The organism is Pseudomonas sp. TR47 (genome assembly GCF_044143025.1).
GTDB classification, from domain to species: Bacteria; Pseudomonadota; Gammaproteobacteria; order Pseudomonadales; family Pseudomonadaceae; genus Aquipseudomonas; species Aquipseudomonas putida_E.
In genome coordinates, this window is record NZ_JBHFCS010000020.1 from 59,806 (window position 1) to 77,960 (window position 18,155).

Consider the following 18,155-nt stretch of genomic DNA (forward strand, 5'->3'; position numbering starts at 1 on the left):
TACAGGCCTCCTAGACCTGCAACGCTACCTCCGGCTTTTGCTCCAGCAGCGACCAACCACCCTGCCCGTCCACTTCCAGCCGGTGGGTATGGAACCCGGCCAACGTGCTGCGATGGCCGACACTCACCAGCAAGGTTTGCGGCATTTCATTGCGCAGCAGCGAATACAACGCATGCTCCAGGCCTTCATCCATCGCCGAGGTGGACTCGTCGAGGAACACCACCTGCGGCCGGTTGAACAGCACCCGGGCAAACGCCAGCCGCTGCTGCTCACCGACCGAGAGGATATGCGACCAGTCGCAACTGACCGCCAGCCGCTCAGCCAGGTGGGCCAGGTTGACCTGGCGCAGCGCCTGCTGCATGCGCGCCTCGTCCTCCGGCTTGCTGTCAGCCGGGTAGGCGATGGCGGTTCGCAGGTCCCCCAGGGGCAGGTACGGGCGCTGCGAGAGGAACAGCGCCTCGGTGCCGGTGGGCCGCCTGACCTCACCCTCGGCGTAAGGCCACAGCCCTGCCAGGGCGCGCAACAAGGTGGTCTTGCCACTGCCCGACGGGCCCTTGATCAGCAGCGCCTGGCCGGCCTGCAGGCGCAAGTCGAGGTCGGCGATCAACGCGTGGCCGTCGGGGCGCATCACCTGCAAACCCGAGATATCCAGGGCCTGCGCCTGTTCCTGGGTGCTGACCCGCGGCAAGGTGCTGGCCTGCTGGTTGGCATCGAGAAACCCGGTCAGACGGTCGAGCGTGGCGCGGTACTGGGCAAAGGTGTCGTAGGACTCGCGGAAGAACGACAACGCATCCTGCACCTGGCCAAACGCTTGGGAGGTCTGCATGACATCGCCCAGCTTGATCGCGCCACTGAAGAAGCGCGGCGCCTGGAGGATGAACGGGAACACCACTGCCACCTGGCTGACGCCCAGGTTGAAACCGCTGAACTTCAGGTTGCGGAACACCAGTGCCCAGACATTGACGATCAATGCCCCGAAGCGGCCCAGCAAGGTCCCCCGCTCCACTTGCGCGCCCTGGTAGAACGCGATGTTCTCAGCGTTCTCACGCAGGCGCATCAGCGCATAACGGAAGTTGGCGGTGAGTTTTTCGTTGAGGAAGTTCAGGCGGATCAACGGCTGCCCGAGGCGGAAGGCGATCCAGGTGGCGATCAGCACATACACATACACGGCAAACACCATGGCCCGGGGGATTTCCACACCTGCTACCGCCAGCGGCGCCGACAGCCCCCAAAGGATGGCGGTGAACGCCACCAGCGACACCAGCGCGCTGACCGCGCCCAGCGCCAGGGTTACCGAGTTGGTGACGAAGGCGTTGACGTCCAGTTCGATACGCTGGTCGGGGTTGTCTACAGGCTCGGCGAGGAACTGGCCGCGGTAATAGGCGTCACCGTGGAGCCAGTCGTTGGTCAGGCGCTCGGTCAGCCAGACCCGCCAGCGGATGCTGAAGGCCTCGGTCACGTAGAAGGTGAACAGCGAACGCAGCACATGAAGGGTGGCCAATACCGCGAACACGCCCAGCAAGTACCAGAAGGCGGTTTGGTCGAGGGCCTGCAGGGCGCTGTAGAAGCCGTTGTACCAGAACGAGAACAGCACGTTCATGCGTACCGAAAACAGGGTCAGCACCAGCAGTGCGGCAAACACCAGCAGCGGTCGCCAGCTGCGCCTGAAGGAGAAATAGGGCCCGGCAAGCTGCCAGAACTGGCTACCCCAGCGCGTGTAGCGCACAGCCAGCGCAGCGGCGGCGGTGAAGCCGATCAGGGTGATGAACGAAGCGATTGCAAGCCAGCTCAGGCTCTCTTGCAGGGCCTGGTGCCAGTTCATGTCCATGGTGGGTATCCGTGACGAGTGTTTACGCGAGCGTAGCATTGCGACGGCTTTGGTCAGGCATTCATGACGGACATTTCATTTTGTCGGCACCGCCCCTATCGCCGGCAAGCCGGCCCCACAGGAATTGCACTCGATTCGAGGGCAGTCCAGGAGTCCCACCGCTTGCTGGCGACGGGGGCAGCGCAGACAAACGCTAAGCCAAGGCCTCCACCACCTTGGGGTCCAAACCCTCCCCTGCATGGGCCTGGGCCCATTCCCCCAACTGCCTGCGCATCGCCGGGGTCCAGAAGTTCTGCAAATGCTGCTGCACCCCTTTCACCGCCAACGCATGATCAGGCTCGCTGTCGAAGTAATGGGCAATCTGGTTGGCCATCTTGACCAGGTTTTCGATGCTCATCGGCGTACCTCGGCCTGCTCGGGCTTGTCGGCCGTGCGGCGCTCCTTGAGCAGGCGCCGCTGTTCATCGCTGAAGTCCTGGTAGCGCTTTTGCCACTGCGACGGGTGGAACACCTTGACCACCTCCACCGCCGTGACCTTGTACTCCGGGCAGTTGGTGGCCCAGTCGGAATTGTCGGTAGTGATCACGTTGGCGCCGGACTCGGGGAAGTGGAAGGTGGTGTACACCACCCCCGGCGCCACGCGCTCACTCACCTTGGCACGCAGGGCCGTCTGCCCGGCGCGGCTGCCGATGCCGACCCAGTCGCCGTCATGGATGCCGCGGCTTTCGGCGTCGGTGGGGTGCAGCTCCAGGCAGTCGGCAGCATGCCAGGCGACGTTCGCGGTGCGCCGGGTCTGGGCACCGACGTTGTACTGGCTGAGAATGCGCCCGGTGGTCAGCAGCAGTGGGTAGCGGCTGTTGACCTTCTCGTCGGTGGGCACATAGCCGGTGAGCATGAAGCGCCCTTTGCCCCGCACGAACTGATCGATGTGCATGGTCGGCGTGCCGTCGGGCGCTGCGTCGTTGCACGGCCACTGCAGGCTGCCATGGCGGTCGAGTTCGGCGTAGCTGACGCGGTGAAAGGTTGGTGTCAGGCGGGCGATTTCGTCCATGATCTCGGACGGGTGGCGGTAGCTCATCGGGTAGCCCAGGGCATTGGCCAAGGCCACGGTGGCCTCCCAGTCAGCCTTGCCGGCCAGCGGCTGCATCACCTTGCGTACCCGCGAAATACGGCGCTCGGCGTTGGTGAAGGTGCCGTCCTTTTCCAGGAACGAGCTACCCGGCAAGAACACATGGGCGAACTTGGCCGTCTCGTTGAGGAAGATGTCCTGCACCACCACGCATTCCATGGCCCGCAGCGCGGCAGTGACGTGCTGGGTGTTGGGGTCGCTCTGGGCGATGTCCTCACCCTGGCAGTACAGCGCCTTGAAGCTGCCGTCCAGCGCCGCTTCGAACATGTTGGGGATGCGCAGGCCCGGGTCGGGCTGCAGAGTCACACCCCAGGCCTGCTCGAACTCGGCACGCACGGTCTCGTTGGAGATATGCCGGTAGCCTGGCAACTCATGCGGGAACGACCCCATGTCGCACGAGCCCTGCACGTTGTTCTGCCCACGCAGGGGGTTTACCCCTACCCCTTCGCGGCCAATATTGCCGGTGGCCATGGCCAGGTTGGCGATGCCCATCACCGCCGTGCTGCCCTGGCTGTGTTCAGTCACGCCCAAACCGTAGTAGATCGCCGCGTTGCCGCCTGTGGCATACAGGCGGGCGGCGGCGCGGATCTGCTCGGCGGGCACGCCGCACACGGGGCCCTGCACTTCAGGGGCGTTTTGCGCGAGGCTGACGAAGTCGCGCCAGCGGGCGAAGGCCTCGCTCTCGCAGCGCTCGTCAATGAAGCGCTGGGCCAGCAGCCCCTCGCTAACGATCACATGGGCCAAGGCGTTGAGCATGGCCACGTTGGTGCCAGGGCGCAGTTGCAAGTGCAGCTCGGCACGGGCGTGGGGCGAATCCACCAGGTCGATGCGCCGCGGGTCGATGACGATCAGCCGCGCCCCTTGGCGCAGGCGGCGTTTGAGCTGCGAGCCGAACACCGGGTGGGCATCGGTAGGGTTGGCACCGATCACCAGGATCACGTCGGCCTGCATCACCGAATCGAAACTCTGGGTACCCGCCGACTCGCCGAGGGTCTGTTTGAGGCCATAGCCGGTGGGCGAATGGCAAACCCGCGCGCAGGTGTCGACGTTATTGTTGCCAAACGCCGTGCGCACCAACTTTTGCACCAGGTAGGCTTCTTCGTTGGTGCAACGGCTGGAGGTGATGCCACCGATGGAGTCGCGCCCGTACTTGAGCTGGATGCGCCGGAACTCGCTGGCCGCGTAGGTGACGGCCTCGTCCCAGCTGACTTCCTGCCACGGGTCATCCACATGCTTGCGGATCATCGGTCTGGTGATGCGATCAGGGTGGGTGGCATAGCCCCAGGCGAAGCGGCCCTTGACGCAGGCATGGCCGTGGTTGGCGCCGCCGTTCTTGTCCGGGACCATGCGTACCAACTGGTCACCCTTCATTTCCGCACGGAACGAGCAGCCCACGCCGCAGTAGGCGCAGGTGGTGATCACCGCTCGTTCCGGCTGGCCGCTCTGCACCAGGCTTTTTTCGGTCAGGGTAGCCGTCGGGCAAGCCTGCACGCAGGCGCCGCACGACACGCATTCGGAGGTGAGGAAGTTGTCACCACCGGCTGCCGCCACCCGCGACTCGAAGCCGCGCCCGGTGATGGTCAGGGCGAAGGTGCCCTGGATGTGCTCACAGGCACGCACGCAGCGGCTGCAGACGATGCACTTGCTGGGCTCGTAATCGAAGTACGGGTTGGACACGTCCTTCTGCTCAGCCAGGTGATTGGCGCCGTCATAGCCGTAGCGCACCTCGCGCAGGCCGACCTGGCCGGCGACCGTCTGCAGTTCGCAGTTGCCGTTGGCCGAGCAGGTCAGGCAGTCGAGCGGGTGGTCGGAAATGTACAGCTCCATGACATTGCGACGCAGGTCGGCCAGGCGTGGTGTCTGCGTGCGCACCACCATGCCTTCGCTGACAGGCGTGGTGCAGGACGCCGGGTATCCGCGCATGCCGTCGATTTCGACCATGCACATGCGGCAGGAGCCGAAGGCCTCCAGGCTGTCGGTGGCGCACAGCTTGGGGATGCTGGTACCCAGCAGGGCGGCGGCGCGCATCACTGAGGTGCCCGCCGGCACGCTCACGCTGCGCCCGTCGATGTTCAGGCTGATCTGCACATCGCCGTAGCGTTCAGGGGTGCCCAGATCGGTCTCGGGGTCGAAGTAATTGATCACTGCGCGGCCTCCGTGGTGGTCAGCCCGAAATCGGCCGGGAAGTACTTCAGGGCGCTGGCCACCGGGTAGGCGGTCATGCCGCCCATGGCGCATAGCGAGCCGTATTGCATCGTGTCGCACAGGTCGCGCAGCAGCAGGGCCTGGTCATGGCGGTCGGTGAGGTCGCTGCTGGCGATCAGGCGGTCGACCACCTCCATGCCGCGGATAGAACCGATGCGGCAAGGCGTGCATTTGCCGCAGGACTCTTCGGCGCAGAACTGCAGGGCGAAACGCGCCATGCTGGCCATGTTCAGGGTGTCGTCAGCCACCACCACGCCGCCGTGGCCCAGCATCGCGCCCATGGCAGCGAAGGCCTCGTAGTCCAGTGGCGTGTCGAAGTGACTGGGCGGCACCCAGGCACCCAGCGGGCCACCGACCTGGGCAGCCTTGAGCGGACGGCCGCTGGCGGTGCCGCCCCCGTAGCCTTCCACCAGCTCGCGCAGGGTCAGGCCGAAGGCACGTTCTACCAGGCCGCCATGGCGGATGTTGCCGGCCAGCTGGAACGGCATGGTGCCCAGCGAACGGCCCATACCGAAGTCGCGGTAGAACGCCGCGCCCTTGGCCAGGATGGTGGGCACCGAGGCCAGGGTGAGCACGTTGTGCACCAGGGTCGGCAGGCCGAACAGGCCCTGCAGGGCCGGTAGCGGCGGCTTGGCACGGACGATGCCGCGCTTGCCCTCGATGGATTCGAGCAGCGCGGTTTCCTCACCGCAGATATAGGCACCCGCACCCACGCGTACTTCCAGGTCGAAGGCCTGACCGCTACCGGCCACGTCGAAACCCAGATAACCGGCGTCGCGGGCGATGACGACGGCCTCATCGAGCACGCGGATGGCGTCGGGGTACTCCGAGCGCACGTAGATATAGCCCTTGTCGGCACCCACCGCGAGGCCGGCGATGATCATGCCTTCGATCAGCAAGAAGGGGTCCCCTTCCATCAGCATGCGGTCGGCGAAGGTACCCGAATCGCCTTCGTCGGCGTTGCACACCACATACTTCTGCCCTGCCCCGGCGTCACGCACGGTGCGCCATTTGATACCTGCCGGGAACGCTGCGCCGCCCCGGCCGCGCAGGCCGGAATCGAGCACGGCGGCGACCACTTCGGCGCCGCCCAGCGCAACGGCTTGCGCAAGGCCGGCAAAGCCGCCGTGGGCGCGGTAGTCCTCCAGCGACAATGGCCGGGTGATACCGGCGCGGGCGAACAGCAGACGTTGCTGGGTCTTGAGGTAAGGGAGCGCTTCCACCGGCCCGAGCGCCAATGGATGGCTGCCGGGTTCTGCCGCCAATGCATCGAGCAGCGCAGGCACATCCTCAGGGGTGACCGGACCGAAGCCTTGCCGCCCTCCAGCGCGCTCGCACTCCACCAGTGGTTCGAGCCAATACAGGCCACGCGAACTGGTGCGCTGGATGTCCAGCGCCAACTGGCGCTGCTCGGCCTCGCGCTGCAACGCCTCGACAACCTGATCTGCGCCCACGGCGCGGGCCACCGAGTCGCAGGGGATGAACAGCTTCAGCATGCTGTGTCCTCCAGGCAACCGTTGACCAGCGAGCGCAGGCGCTCAGGGGTCAGGCGCGCATGCACCTGGCCATCGAGCTCAAGTGCCGGCGAGCAGGCGCACGCGCCCAGGCAGTACACCGGGCGCAGGCTGATGGCGCCATCGGCGCTGGTGCCATGGTCGTCCAGCGCCAACTGTTCGCGCAGCTGCGCGGCGAGTGCCTCGCTGCCACGGCTCTGGCATGACTCGGCGCGGCACAAGCGCAGGGTATGGCGGGCCGGCGGCGCGGTGCGGAAATCGTGGTAGAAGCTGATTACCCCGCGCACCTCGGCCAGGCTGAGGTTGAGGGCATGGGCAATATCGGCGACGGCGGCATCGGGGATGAAACCGATGCTTTCCTGCACGGCATGCAGGATCGGCAAGAGCGCGCCGGGGGTGTCCTGGTGGCGACTCAGGATACTGTGGATCACGGGCAGGTGGGGCAATTGATCAGGCATACAGCGGACCTCGGCATCACGGCCCCCGCCTGTTGTTGTAGTGGGCAGGTGACCGGCGTGTTCTGCTGCGGCACACCGCCCACGTCACGGTCGCGTGGTTGTCGGTGGCCTCCTTGCCGGTGGCCGTGCGTCTGCGCGCACTGGGCTCAGGGGCATTCCACAAGCATGGCACTTGTGGCGCCGAAGGGATGCACGCGAACGACCAGGCGCATCCTGAAACCGACCTGGGTCGAATCCGTTAACTCAGCGCTTGGGCCTCGGTTCAAGGCGCTTTCTCATCCGCTGCCTTGAAGCCCAGACTGCGCATCAGGTCACGCGCTGTTTCGAAGAACAGGTTTTTGATGCTTTCCGCACTTTCCTCGGTCAATCGGCTGGCTGGCCCGGACACAACAAGGGCCCCCATCAACTCCTGCTGAGCACCGTATATCGGCAATGCAACTGATGCCGCATGCGGGTCGGTTGCACCGCGCGAGTAATAGGGTTTGTGCAATGCAATTCCGACCTCAAACGGCGAGCGCAAGGCTTGCGCACCGGCAGCCTCGTCCATCGGGCGCATGTCACCGGGCTGAAGATTGAGCCGCAGCCGGTGAGAGGAGTTCACCCGGTATTGGCACATGCGATAGGCGCCATGGCGCACATAGAAGGATGCGGTCTCGCCCGTTTGTTCGGCGAGGTAGTGCAAGCGCGGCATCACATGCCGTTCAAGGTCGAGCGATTCCTGGTAGACCGCATTCAACCTCATCACTTCACTGGCCAACTGATAGCGCCCATCCGCCATTCGGGTGATGAAGCCATGATTTTCCAGCGAAACCATCAAGCGCATGATCGTGCTCTTGATAAGCCCGGTTCGCTCGACGAGCTCCACCAGGCTAAGCGACGAATCACCAATTTGAAACGCTGTGAGCACGGTCAAGACACGGTCGGCCGAAGCCACACCATTTACCGCTGGACGCGGCCGCGCTTTCACCATTTGAAAGACCTCACAAGATTGGTGCCCTCAGTTTACGTGGGGGCAGAAGAAATCATTATCCGATAACGATCTCGTCCTCGCCAGCTTGTGCACACACACGCCCGGCGCAAAAAACAAAAATGCCAGCAGGCAACAAGGGCCTGCTGGCAAAGTGAATCGAGATTCCGGAGCCTTTATGCCGCCAGAGTGCGCTCACGCAGTTCGCATTGAGAATGCGGTCGTTCTCACTGCAATCGACCGGACAATCGATAGCCTGGACGCCTGCGTTGGATACAGTGATCCAGCAGCGGCTGCGAGGCATTGGTGAATTTTGAAATCGTACTGGTTAGAACAGCGCCAAGGTGTAGTTGATGATCAGCCGGTTCTGGTCGCTATTGCGGGCCGCTTCACTGTGCGATTTGCCATTGCGCCAGGCCACGCCCAAACCTTCGAATGTGCCCCCCTGAATGACGTAGTCGAGGGAGAAGTCACGCTCCCATTCGGACTGCTGAGCGCCGACCGTCGTCTGGATATGTTCACCCTTGAGGTACATCACCGAGGCCCTGAGCCCCGGCAACCCTAACGCTGCGAAATCGTAACCGTACTGGGCAAAACTGGTGCGCTCGCCGGCTCGCGTGAAGCTGAGCAGCATTTTGTCGGTCCACAAGTACAAGCTGCTGCCGCCGGCGCCTTTGTCGATAGAACCCTGGTTAATCTGTACGAAATTACTGTCGTCCGAGACGCTCTGGTATCCCAGGGTCAGCGAGTGGCCACGCAGGCGGTAGGTGAACGCCGCACTCCACAGATCGTTGTCAATCTCGCCATCGCCATCGGCCGTGTAGCCACCTACTGCATAGCCCCGCTCGCGACCCGACGCACCTCCATTGGCGCCATCCGAACGGGTACGGAAGTAGCGCAGGTCGGTGGTCAGCGAACTGTCGTCGGCCAGCGTCAGGAGATGGTTGAGACCGACGAACTGCTGAAGGTAGTAATCCTCGAGCTGCCCGGCGTAATACTGCAGCGTCAGTGCCTCCGTTGCACGGTAATTGCCCCCAGCAAAATAGAACCGGCCACTCTCTTGCGACCCTCCGTTGACGGCCATGCCGGTGAGGTCCGTAGAGGCTCGCCCACGTGCTCGATTCAACGCACCGCCCATCAACGTGAGGTTGTCGATGTCCTTGGATTGCAACTGCACACCCTGGAACGTCTGTGGTAACAACCGGCCGTCGGAAGCCACCAGCACCGGCAGCCTGGGAGCCAACTGCCCCAGGCGCAGCTCGGTTTTACTGACTCGCATCTTGGCCGTTGCCCCGGCGCTGCTCCATCGATCGGATGCGCGATCACCGTCGGATGGAATCATGGTGCTACCGACGTGCCTGCCCCTGCCACTGTCCAGTGTGATGCCCATCGCCGCCGTGGCATCCACGCCGAAACCGACCAGTCCCCCGGTATAACCGGAGCGAAAATCCAGCAAAAAACCCTGCGCCCACTCCTCGGTCAGGGACGGCTGCGCCGCACCGTCGCGGTTGTCACTGCTGAAGTAGAAATTGCGCAGCGCCAGGTTGGCGTGGCTGTCATCGATCAGGTTGGCTTGTGCAGGCAAGACGTAAGCGGCGCTACCAGCCGCCAGTACAAACCCATAGAGATAAGGTGCGAATTTCAAGGGAAAAACTCCAGCAACTCGTTATTGTTATTTTGAAACATCATTTCCTTTTAGTAAGATCAGAATTGCCAGAACCCGTCAATAGCCACGCAAAAATTCCGAGATTCACTCAAAAAAACTACAAAAAGGCTTCACCCCTCAATGGAGGATGGTTTATTTTGAAATAGCGTTTCATTAGACGCATAAAACAACAACGGACGCTTCAAGGCGTCACCACGCTACCAGGAGCGCTCATGAGCTTCTTCGCTGCCCCACCCATTACCGAAACCACGATCTTCACGCGCCTGCCCGACCATTTTCGCACCCCTCGCCCGACCACTTGGGCCAACGCCAATCGCCAGGGCCGGGCGATCGACTCGTTCCTCGAAGGGCCGTCATTCGACCGCCAGGGTAACTTGTACGTGACAGACATCCCCTACGGCCGGATTTTCCGCATCTCGCCCAAAGGTGAGTGGGAACTGGTGTGCCAGTACGACGGCTGGCCCAACGGCCTGAAGATTCACAAGGACGGTCGGATATTCATCACCGACTACAAGCGCGGCATCATGCTGCTCGATCCGCAGACCGGCAGCCTCCAAACGCTTTTGGACTCGGCTGGCTCCGAAGGTTTCAAGGGCGTCAACGACCTGGTGTTCGCGCCTAATGGCGACCTGTATTTCACCGACCAGGGCCAGACCGGCCTGCAGGATGCCAGCGGCCGCGTTTACAAACTCGACACCCAAGGCAACCTGACCTGCTTGCTGGGCACCATCCCCAGCCCCAACGGCATCGTCTACGACCCGCACCTCAACCACCTGCTGGTGGCTGTGACCCGTGCGCAACAGATCTGGCGCATTCCCCTGGGCAACGGCTCGATCGTTGGCAAGGTGGGCGTGTTCGCCCAGTTGCATGGCGGCCTAGGCGGGCCAGACGGGCTGGCACTGGACGCGCTGAGCAATCTCTACATCGCGCATACCGGTTTCGGCTCGGTGTGGAAGCTGTCGAAAGTCGCCGAGCCGCTGCAGCGTATCGTGTCATGCGCCGGTATCAGCAACACCAACCTGGCCTTCGGCGGTGAGGACGGACAGACCCTCTACATCACCGAGTCGGAGACCGGCAGCATCCTCCAGACCCACATCGGAACCCCAGGCTTGCCGATGTATTCACACAGCTGATCTGCGCCTGTCAGCGCACACAACAACTACAAAAGAGTGACGACATGACCCACGAAAACCTCCCCGCTGAGGCGTCGATGAGCGACGCCGAGGGCGAACGACTGATGCGCCGCATTCTGTGGCGCCTGCTACCGTTCATTTTCTGCTGCTACGTCATCAGCTACCTGGACCGCACCAATGTTGGCTTCGCTGCCCTGAGCATGAACCAGGACCTGGGCCTGACTGCGACGATGTTCGGCTGGGCAGCCGGCCTGTTCTTCTTCGGCTACTTCATCTTCGAACTGCCCAGCAACCTGTTGCTGCAACGATTCGGCGCAAGGGTGTGGATCGCCCGAATCATGATCACCTGGGGCCTCCTGTCGATGGCCACGGCCTTCGCTACCGGACCGGTCAGCTTCAGCATCCTGCGCTTCCTGCTGGGCGTCGCCGAAGCCGGCTTCACCCCGGGCATCTACCTGTTCTTTACCTACTGGTTCCCAGGCAAGTGGCGCGCCAAGGCGACCGCCGCCTTTCTGCTGGGCATCCCTACCGCTAACATCATCGGCTCGCCGCTGTCGGGCTGGTTGATGGAGCAGCATGGCGTGCTGGGCCTGAAGAACTGGCAGTTGCTACTGGTGACCGAAGCCCTGCCAGCCGTGCTGCTGGGCATCGCCTGCCTGTGGGTGCTGGTCGATTCCCCGGCAAAGGCCAGATGGCTGACAGCCCGGGAAAAGAACTGGTTGACCAACAAGATCTCCAAAGAGCAGTCGCTAATCGGCGCCTCCCACGGCAATACGCTGCGCGCTGCCCTGACCAACCCCAAGGTGTTCATCCTGGCAGCGGTCAACTTCTGCTGTATCGTCGGCTCCATCGGTATCGGCATGTGGCTGCCGCAAGTCATCAAAGGCCTTGGCATTTCGGGCGGCACGCTGGGCTTCGTGGTCGCCCTGCCCTATGTACTGGGTGCGATCAGCATGACCCTTTGGGCCCGCCTGGCCAACCGCAGCGCTCATCGTCTGCCGTATGTAGCAAGTGCACTGGGCATGGCCTCCGTGGCCTTGGTGGCCGCGGCCCTGATCGCCAATCCAAGCCTGAAGATCGGCGCACTGTGCATCGCAGTGGCCAGCATCCTGTCATTCCAGGCGACCTTCTGGGCCATCCCGTCGACCTTCCTCACCGGCCGCGCAGCAGCAGGGGGGCTGGCAATGATCGTATCGATCGGCAACTTGGGCGGCTTTACCGGGCCGTTCCTGATCGGCGTGATCAAAGACGCCACCCACAGCTTCACCCTGCCGTTTTTCGCCGTGGCGTCGATCCTGCTGATCGGTACCTGCCTGATGCTGTGGCTGGGCGATCCGGCCAAGCACCAGAGCGCACAAGGGCAAACCCAAACCGCATGATCAATCAGGCCCGCGTGCGGTGGGCGGCCAACACCCCAACCAGGAGTACGCCGCCAGCGATCCCCAGGGTCGCCGGCGCGCCCCAGCGGGCGGCAATCAACCCGGCGAAAAGCCCACCCAAGGCCTCGAAACCGAAACGCATGGCTATATAAAAGGCGATGACCCGGCCACGCAAATGGCCAGGTGCAGCACTTTGCAATTGCATGTTGGTGCTGACATTGCTCAAGGTGATACCAAACCCCAACAGAGCCAGAGCCACCAGTGCCAGCGCCAGCTCGCCTGCCTGCCACAGGCCTGCCAGAGCCACCGCGCACAATAAAGCACCCGCCGTGGTGAACTGGCGCAAACGGGGCAATGCGCCCCCGACCGCCAACACAAGTGTGGCCGCAAATGCGCCGGCACCGGCCGCCCCCCACAACCAACCCAGCACACGCGCGTCACCGGCGAATACAGTCTTGGCCAGGATCGGCAGCAACGCGGCGTAACACGAGGCCAGCAGGTTGATCATGATCACACTGGCCAGAAGCTCACGCACGCTGCGGGTCTGCCACATGTACGCCAGCCCCTCACGAAACACCTGCACCGTCGAGCCGGCGGCCTTGGGGCTGGGGGCGCCGCGCACCTTCAGCAGGCCACCCAGCAACGCCAGGAATGCGACCGCTGTCAGCAGAAAACAGGCTGCTTCGCCAGCCCATGCGATCATTGCCCCTGCCAGTGGCGGGCCGACAAAGCGCGCCGCGTTGATCAACATGGCGTTGAGCACCAAGGCGTTCGGCAGGTCGGCCGGGTCATCGACGAAGCTGCCGATCAGCGCTTGACGCAACGGGGTTTCCAAGGCATTGAGCAGCCCCAGCAGCAGTGCCATGAGCGCAATGAACACGCCGTCCACCCAGCCCAACCAGGTTGCGCTGGCCAGCACCAGGGACTGCACTACCAGGATCGACTGCACGAAGATCAGCAACCGGCGCTTGTCATGTCGGTCGGTCCACGCGCCAGCCAACGGCCCTACGAGCAATTGCGGCGCCAGCGAGAGAAAGGTGATCAGCCCCAGCAACACAGCCGAGCCTGTGAGGTGATATGTCAACCAGGCCAACGCCACCTGCTGCACCCACTTGCCCAACGTGGAGATGCCCTGGCCGGCGAAGTAGATCTGGAAATTGCGATAGGCGAGCGCCCGAATGGCCGAAGGCCAAGGGTTGCGATGCGACGACGATGAATCGGACAAGTAGACGAATCCTCTAGAAACCCGCCGCCAGCACCAACCCCTTGCACACTGCGCACCCCATCGCAAGGTGCGCAGCGTATAACCGGGTCAGCCTGGCAACAGGCAGCCTTTCTTCTTCAAGGACTCCAAGACCCATGAGCGGTCGTTGGTGCCTTGGGCAATGTGCTCCATCTGAGCAGTTTCGGCGGCGTGCTTGGCGGTGGCACGCGCATAGACTTCGGCAACATGGTCGTAAGGCACGCAGAGCAGGCCATCGTCATCACCAATGACCAGATCGCCCGGCTCGATAACCATACCATCAATGGCAATCGGCACGTTGATCTCGCCAGGACCGTCCTTGTACGGGCCACGGTGCGAAATGCCTGCGGCGAACATCGGGAAGTCACCTGCACCAATCTGCGCGGCATCACGGATGGCACCGTTGATGACGATACCGGCCACGCCACGTTTCACCGCGTAGGCCACCATCATTTCGCCGATCAGCGCGTTGCTGAGGTCGCCGCCAGCGTCGACCACGATCACATCGCCTGGCTGCGCGATGTCGATCGCGTAATGCAGCATGAGGTTGTCACCCGGGCGCGCCTTCACCGTCAGGGCCGGGCCGGACAGCACGCCTTCACGGTGCATGGGGCGCAGACGGGCGCCACCTGCAGTCATGCGGTTCATGGAGTCGCTGACGTTGGCGACGGGGACCTCGCGGTAGCGGTTGACCCATTCCTCGCTGACTTTGCGTGCACGCTCAAGCACCTGGAACCCAATGCTCATATGACAAACCTCTTTTGGTGTTATTCGATGTCATCGACGGCTGCCGAATCTATTTTTAGAATGTCATTTCGAATTACTTCGTGCAATTTCTTTTTTTTGGGTCTAACCGGGACTCAGAGATCTTTATGCGTATTTTCTTGCAACGCCATTTCGTTATGGTAGGGTTTAACTCATCGCCGCCCCGCAGCGGCAGAGACTGCCCCGACAAGAACAAGGTATTCACGATGTCCCGTACCATTCTGCTTACCGGCCCGGAGCTCGCAGCCGAGGCCATGAACCTGGCGGCCGAACATGGCGTCCGGATCATCCCCACCACGCCTTACATGCCGGAAGAGGAACTGGAAGCGATCATTCGCGCCGAGCAGCCCGATGCCATCATCGTGCGCCAGGGCAACCTGACCCGCGCCATGATCGACGCCTCGACCACGCTGGAAGTGATCGCCAAACACGGCGTCGGCTACAACACCATCGACATCCAGGCCGCCGCCGACCGCCGCATCCCGGTGTCGATCGCTGTCGGCGCCAACGCCCAGTCGGTGGCTGAGCACGCTTTCGCCCTGATGTTCAGCGTGGCCAGGCAGACCGCCCTGCTGGATTCACGGATGCGCGACGGGCACTGGGACAAGACCTCGGCCAACGGCATAGAGCTATCGGGCAAGACCTTGGGCCTGGTCGGCCTGGGTTCGATCGGCGGCATCCTGATGGATCTGGTGGCACCGCTGCGCATGAAGGTCAAGGTGTTCGACCCTTACCTGAAGCAACTGCCGGCGCGCGACCATGTCGAGCGTGAAGAGGATTTCGATCGACTGCTGGCCGAAAGCGATATCATCAGCCTGCATTGCCCGCTGACCGACACCAATCACAACCTGATCGGCGCTGCCCAGCTTGAGCGCATGCGCCCAGGGGCAATCCTGATCAACACCGCCCGCGGTGAGCTGGTCGACACCGACGCCCTGGTGCAAGCGCTCAGCGAGCGTCGAATTGCCGGTGCCGGCCTGGACACCTTCAACCCAGAGCCCCCACCGGCCGACAGCCCGCTGTGGGGCTTGCCTACGCTGGTTGCCACGCCACACGTCGGCGCCAATACCTCCGAAGCCCGGGACCGGGTGGGCGTGGTCGCCTTGAAGCAGATAATGGATGTCTGGGCAGGCAATGCCCTGGATCCGCGCTGCGTGGTCAACCGCCACCTGATCGATAGCTGATTCACCCTCTCGCGCCTCTGCTACGCGAGCAGGGGCGCTCTCATCAAGCGTCACTCCAGAAAAAATAACAATTGGAGAGCACTATGACTTCAGCAACGTCCCTGCCGGATGAACTCGAACGCAGCACCATGCGGCGGGTAGCTTGGCGCCTGCTGCCCTTTCTGATCATCTGCTACCTGATCGCGATCATTGACCGCGGCAATATCGGCATGGCCTCCCTTCAGATGAACGAGGACCTGGGGCTGACGGCCAGGGTTTTCGGCTTCGCCAGCAGCCTGTTCTTCTTCGCTTACTTCCTGGTTGAAGTACCCAGCAACCTGGCCATGCAGCGTTACGGTGCACGCATCTGGATTGCCCGTATCATGATTACCTGGGGCCTGATCTCCGCGGGTACGGCGTTCGTACAGGGCGCCAACTCCCTGTACGTTATGCGCTTCCTGCTGGGCGCTGCCGAAGCCGGCTTCTTCCCGGGCGTTCTACTCTACCTCACCTACTGGTTACCATCGGCATACCGGGCGCGCATGGTAGCGCTGTTCATGGTTGCGATCCCGGCGGCTAACTTCATCGGTTCCCCCCTGTCCGGCCTGCTGCTGAGCCTGGATGGCTGGCTGGGCATGCGCGGCTGGCACTGGCTGTTCATCCTGGAAGGCATACCCGCAGTACTTCTGGGTATCGCCTGCCTGTTCGTGCTGACCGACCGGCCCGAACACGCCAGGTGGCTGAGCGACGAGCAGCGTGGCTGGCTGACCCACCGCCTGACAGAGGAAGCGGCGAAGAAAACCACCATCGGCCATATCTCTCTGTGGAAACTGCTGCGCCACAAAGACATCTGGGTACTGGCGCTGATCTACTCGGGTGCTTCCGCCGCCGGCAGCACGATGAGCGTATGGGCCCCGCAACTGCTAAAGACCTTTGGCCTTACCTCGATGGAAATCGGCCTGGTCAACGCCATCCCCTATGGCATTGCCTCAGTACTGATGATCATCTGGGGCCGCAGCTCCGACCGCACCGGAGAGCGACGCTGGCACACGGCAATGACCATGCTACTGATCGCGGCCGGCCTGCTGATGACCCTGTTCACCTCCTCGCTGCCCGCGACCGTGGTCATGCTGACCATGGTGCTGGTGGGCGCCTACTCGATGAAAGGCCCGTTCTGGGCGCTGGTTTCGGGCTGGCTGTCGTCCTCGACTGCCGCAGCAGGGCTTGCCGCAGTAGGTGCCATGGCCAACCTGATCGGCGGCGGCCTGATGGTAAACGCCTACGGCGCTATCCATGAGGCAACCAACAGCCATGCCCTGGCCCTGATGCCGTTGGCAGCCCTGTGCACCCTGGCCGGAGTACTGGTCCTGGTGATCGGCCGCAAGCGCCAGCGCGAACAGGCTGAAACGGCGGCCGCAGCCGCTGCGAGGTAAAGCAATACGCACTGCATGTCGATGCCCACTTTCCTTGGGAAATGTGGGCATCGCTTTTTCCAGAACAATAACAACCGAGGAACACAGATGCTTTTGTCTCGTCGTCAGTTTCTACAGGCCACAGGCGCTGTCAGCGCACTGTTTCCCCTGGCAGCATTGGCCAATGTACCTTTCAGCCTGGGTGAAGCCCACCCTCGCCTGCCCCCCCCCGAAGGCAGCGTAGACTGCCACATGCACCTGTATGACAGCCGTATACCCGCCGCACCCGATGCTACGCTGCTGCCTCCGGATGCATCCATTGACGATTATCGGAAGCTGCAGCAACGCCTGAGTATCGGTCGCATGGTCATCGTCACACCCTCGACCTATGGCACCGATAACCGAGTGATGCTGGATGGCCTGAAGCGCAGTTGCGGTGCCGCCCGAGGTGTCGCAGTGGTTGATGCCGCGATCACGGAGACAGAGCTTGCTGCCCTGCACAAGGCCGGCGTGCGAGGAATTCGTTTCAATCTGAGCATGGGTGGCGCATCCCTCGAACACCTTGAGACGCTCGCGGCTAAAGTCGGGCAACTGGGCTGGAACGTTCAGCTGGCCACGGGCCCACGGTTAGCAGAATTGGCACCACGCCTGATCAAACTGCCCGGCAAGATAGTGATTGATCACATGGGGCATGTGCCGCAACCCGAGGGGCTCAATTCGGCGGCGTTCGCCTCGCTTGAGCGCCTGCTCGATACCGGTCGAGTGTGGGTAAAGCTTTCCGCGCCGTATCTACGCTCAAAAGCAGGCGCCCCTACTTATCAAGATGTCGGCAAGGTGGCCAGCAAGCTGATCAGTCTGCAACCTCAACGGATACTGTGGGGAAGCGATTGGCCGCATCCGACGCTGCCTCAGGACCAGAAACCTGACGATGCAGCGCTGCTCGATCTGCTGATGGCCTGGTCACCGGATAACAAGACGCGCACGCTGATCCTGCGCGACAATCCCGTTTCACTTTACGGCTTCTGAGTAACGCCAGTTGCAGCCGAACGTGCCCGTTGCGCGGGCCTCTTCGACGTCAAACTTACACCCACAGGCTGGCCCAGCACTGTACCCAATGGAGCGGGTTACCCACGGCGGCACTGCCGCCACAAAGCTTATGGCTCAAGGGCACGCAAAGAATGATTCAGAAAAAGGAATACAAGGTGGAGGGGAAATCTGAGCCCGCATCCTAGGTAACCGATAAAAACCATCGTTCCAGTAAAGACGGGTAACGAATTTCACATTTTCCACTTAC

The 18,155-nt window shown here is 62.6% G+C and carries 14 protein-coding genes and 1 pseudogene; 5 read left to right on the forward strand and 10 right to left on the reverse strand.

All coding sequences use genetic code 11. From position 1 onward, the window contains the following. Positions 1-10: 10 nt before the first annotated feature. From ACEWE8_RS19625 to ACEWE8_RS19660, 8 genes and pseudogenes are all read right to left on the reverse strand, one after another. Positions 11-1,828, reverse strand: a complete 1,818-nt coding sequence (locus tag ACEWE8_RS19625; RefSeq protein WP_115275389.1) for an ABC transporter ATP-binding protein/permease — start codon at positions 1,826-1,828, stop codon at positions 11-13. 193 nt (positions 1,829-2,021) lie between these two features. Then, positions 2,022-2,225 (reverse strand): formate dehydrogenase subunit delta, encoded by a 204-nt coding sequence (locus tag ACEWE8_RS19630; protein WP_046787904.1) that lies wholly within the window; start codon positions 2,223-2,225, stop codon positions 2,022-2,024. Next, positions 2,222-5,101: a formate dehydrogenase subunit alpha gene (fdhF, locus tag ACEWE8_RS19635; RefSeq protein ID WP_395589350.1), complete on the reverse strand. Its 2,880-nt coding sequence runs from the start codon at positions 5,099-5,101 to the stop codon at positions 2,222-2,224. The genes ACEWE8_RS19630 and fdhF overlap by 4 nt, the downstream gene beginning before the upstream one ends. After that, a complete protein-coding gene (locus ACEWE8_RS19640; RefSeq protein ID WP_046787902.1) occupies positions 5,098-6,657 on the reverse strand; it encodes an NADH-quinone oxidoreductase subunit NuoF in 1,560 nt (519 codons plus the stop codon). Before ACEWE8_RS19640 ends, fdhF begins: the two co-directional genes overlap by 4 nt. Beyond that, on the reverse strand, positions 6,651-7,133 hold the full coding sequence (locus tag ACEWE8_RS19645) for a formate dehydrogenase subunit gamma (protein WP_046787901.1): 483 nt from the start codon (positions 7,131-7,133) through the stop codon (positions 6,651-6,653). Before ACEWE8_RS19645 ends, ACEWE8_RS19640 begins: the two co-directional genes overlap by 7 nt. Positions 7,134-7,395: 262 nt before the next feature. Further along, complete coding sequence (locus ACEWE8_RS19650; protein WP_080952194.1) at positions 7,396-8,103, reverse strand: IclR family transcriptional regulator; 708 nt, start codon at positions 8,101-8,103, stop codon at positions 7,396-7,398. A 173-nt stretch (positions 8,104-8,276) separates the two neighbouring features. Next, a pseudogene (locus ACEWE8_RS19655) lies at positions 8,277-8,393 on the reverse strand (hypothetical protein); the annotation flags it as partial. Between the two features lie 35 nt (positions 8,394-8,428). Then, positions 8,429-9,745 (reverse strand): OprD family porin, encoded by a 1,317-nt coding sequence (locus ACEWE8_RS19660; protein ID WP_395589351.1) that lies wholly within the window; start codon positions 9,743-9,745, stop codon positions 8,429-8,431. A 233-nt stretch (positions 9,746-9,978) separates the two neighbouring features. Between ACEWE8_RS19660 and ACEWE8_RS19665 the strand changes: the two genes are divergently transcribed. Both ACEWE8_RS19665 and ACEWE8_RS19670 read left to right on the forward strand, forming a co-directional pair. Then, the gene (locus tag ACEWE8_RS19665) at positions 9,979-10,899 is read left to right on the forward strand and encodes an SMP-30/gluconolactonase/LRE family protein (protein WP_046787900.1); all 921 of its coding nucleotides are present in this window, start codon (positions 9,979-9,981) and stop codon (positions 10,897-10,899) included. A gap of 44 nt (positions 10,900-10,943) precedes the next feature. Beyond that, positions 10,944-12,278, forward strand: a complete 1,335-nt coding sequence (locus ACEWE8_RS19670; RefSeq protein ID WP_046787899.1) for an MFS transporter — start codon at positions 10,944-10,946, stop codon at positions 12,276-12,278. Positions 12,279-12,282: 4 nt separating this feature from the next. Here the strand turns inward: ACEWE8_RS19670 and ACEWE8_RS19675 are convergent, their stop codons facing one another. Together ACEWE8_RS19675 and ACEWE8_RS19680 are read right to left on the reverse strand one after the other, a co-directional pair. Continuing rightward, positions 12,283-13,503, reverse strand: a complete 1,221-nt coding sequence (locus ACEWE8_RS19675) for an MFS transporter (RefSeq protein ID WP_395589352.1) — start codon at positions 13,501-13,503, stop codon at positions 12,283-12,285. A gap of 87 nt (positions 13,504-13,590) precedes the next feature. Beyond that, on the reverse strand, positions 13,591-14,268 hold the full coding sequence (locus ACEWE8_RS19680) for an RraA family protein (protein WP_046787898.1): 678 nt from the start codon (positions 14,266-14,268) through the stop codon (positions 13,591-13,593). 224 nt (positions 14,269-14,492) lie between these two features. Between ACEWE8_RS19680 and ACEWE8_RS19685 the strand changes: the two genes are divergently transcribed. The 3 genes from ACEWE8_RS19685 (at position 14,493) to ACEWE8_RS19695 (ending at position 17,887) form a co-directional block, all read left to right on the forward strand. Next, positions 14,493-15,470 carry a hydroxyacid dehydrogenase gene (locus ACEWE8_RS19685; RefSeq protein ID WP_046787897.1) on the forward strand — a complete coding sequence of 326 codons (978 nt, stop codon included), beginning with the start codon at positions 14,493-14,495 and terminating at the stop codon, positions 15,468-15,470. Between the two features lie 83 nt (positions 15,471-15,553). Continuing rightward, positions 15,554-16,882, forward strand: coding sequence for an MFS transporter (locus tag ACEWE8_RS19690; protein ID WP_046787896.1), 1,329 nt, complete (start codon positions 15,554-15,556; stop codon positions 16,880-16,882). A gap of 87 nt (positions 16,883-16,969) precedes the next feature. After that, the gene (locus ACEWE8_RS19695; protein WP_367903811.1) at positions 16,970-17,887 is read left to right on the forward strand and encodes an amidohydrolase family protein; all 918 of its coding nucleotides are present in this window, start codon (positions 16,970-16,972) and stop codon (positions 17,885-17,887) included. The last annotated feature ends 268 nt before the right edge of the window (positions 17,888-18,155 follow it).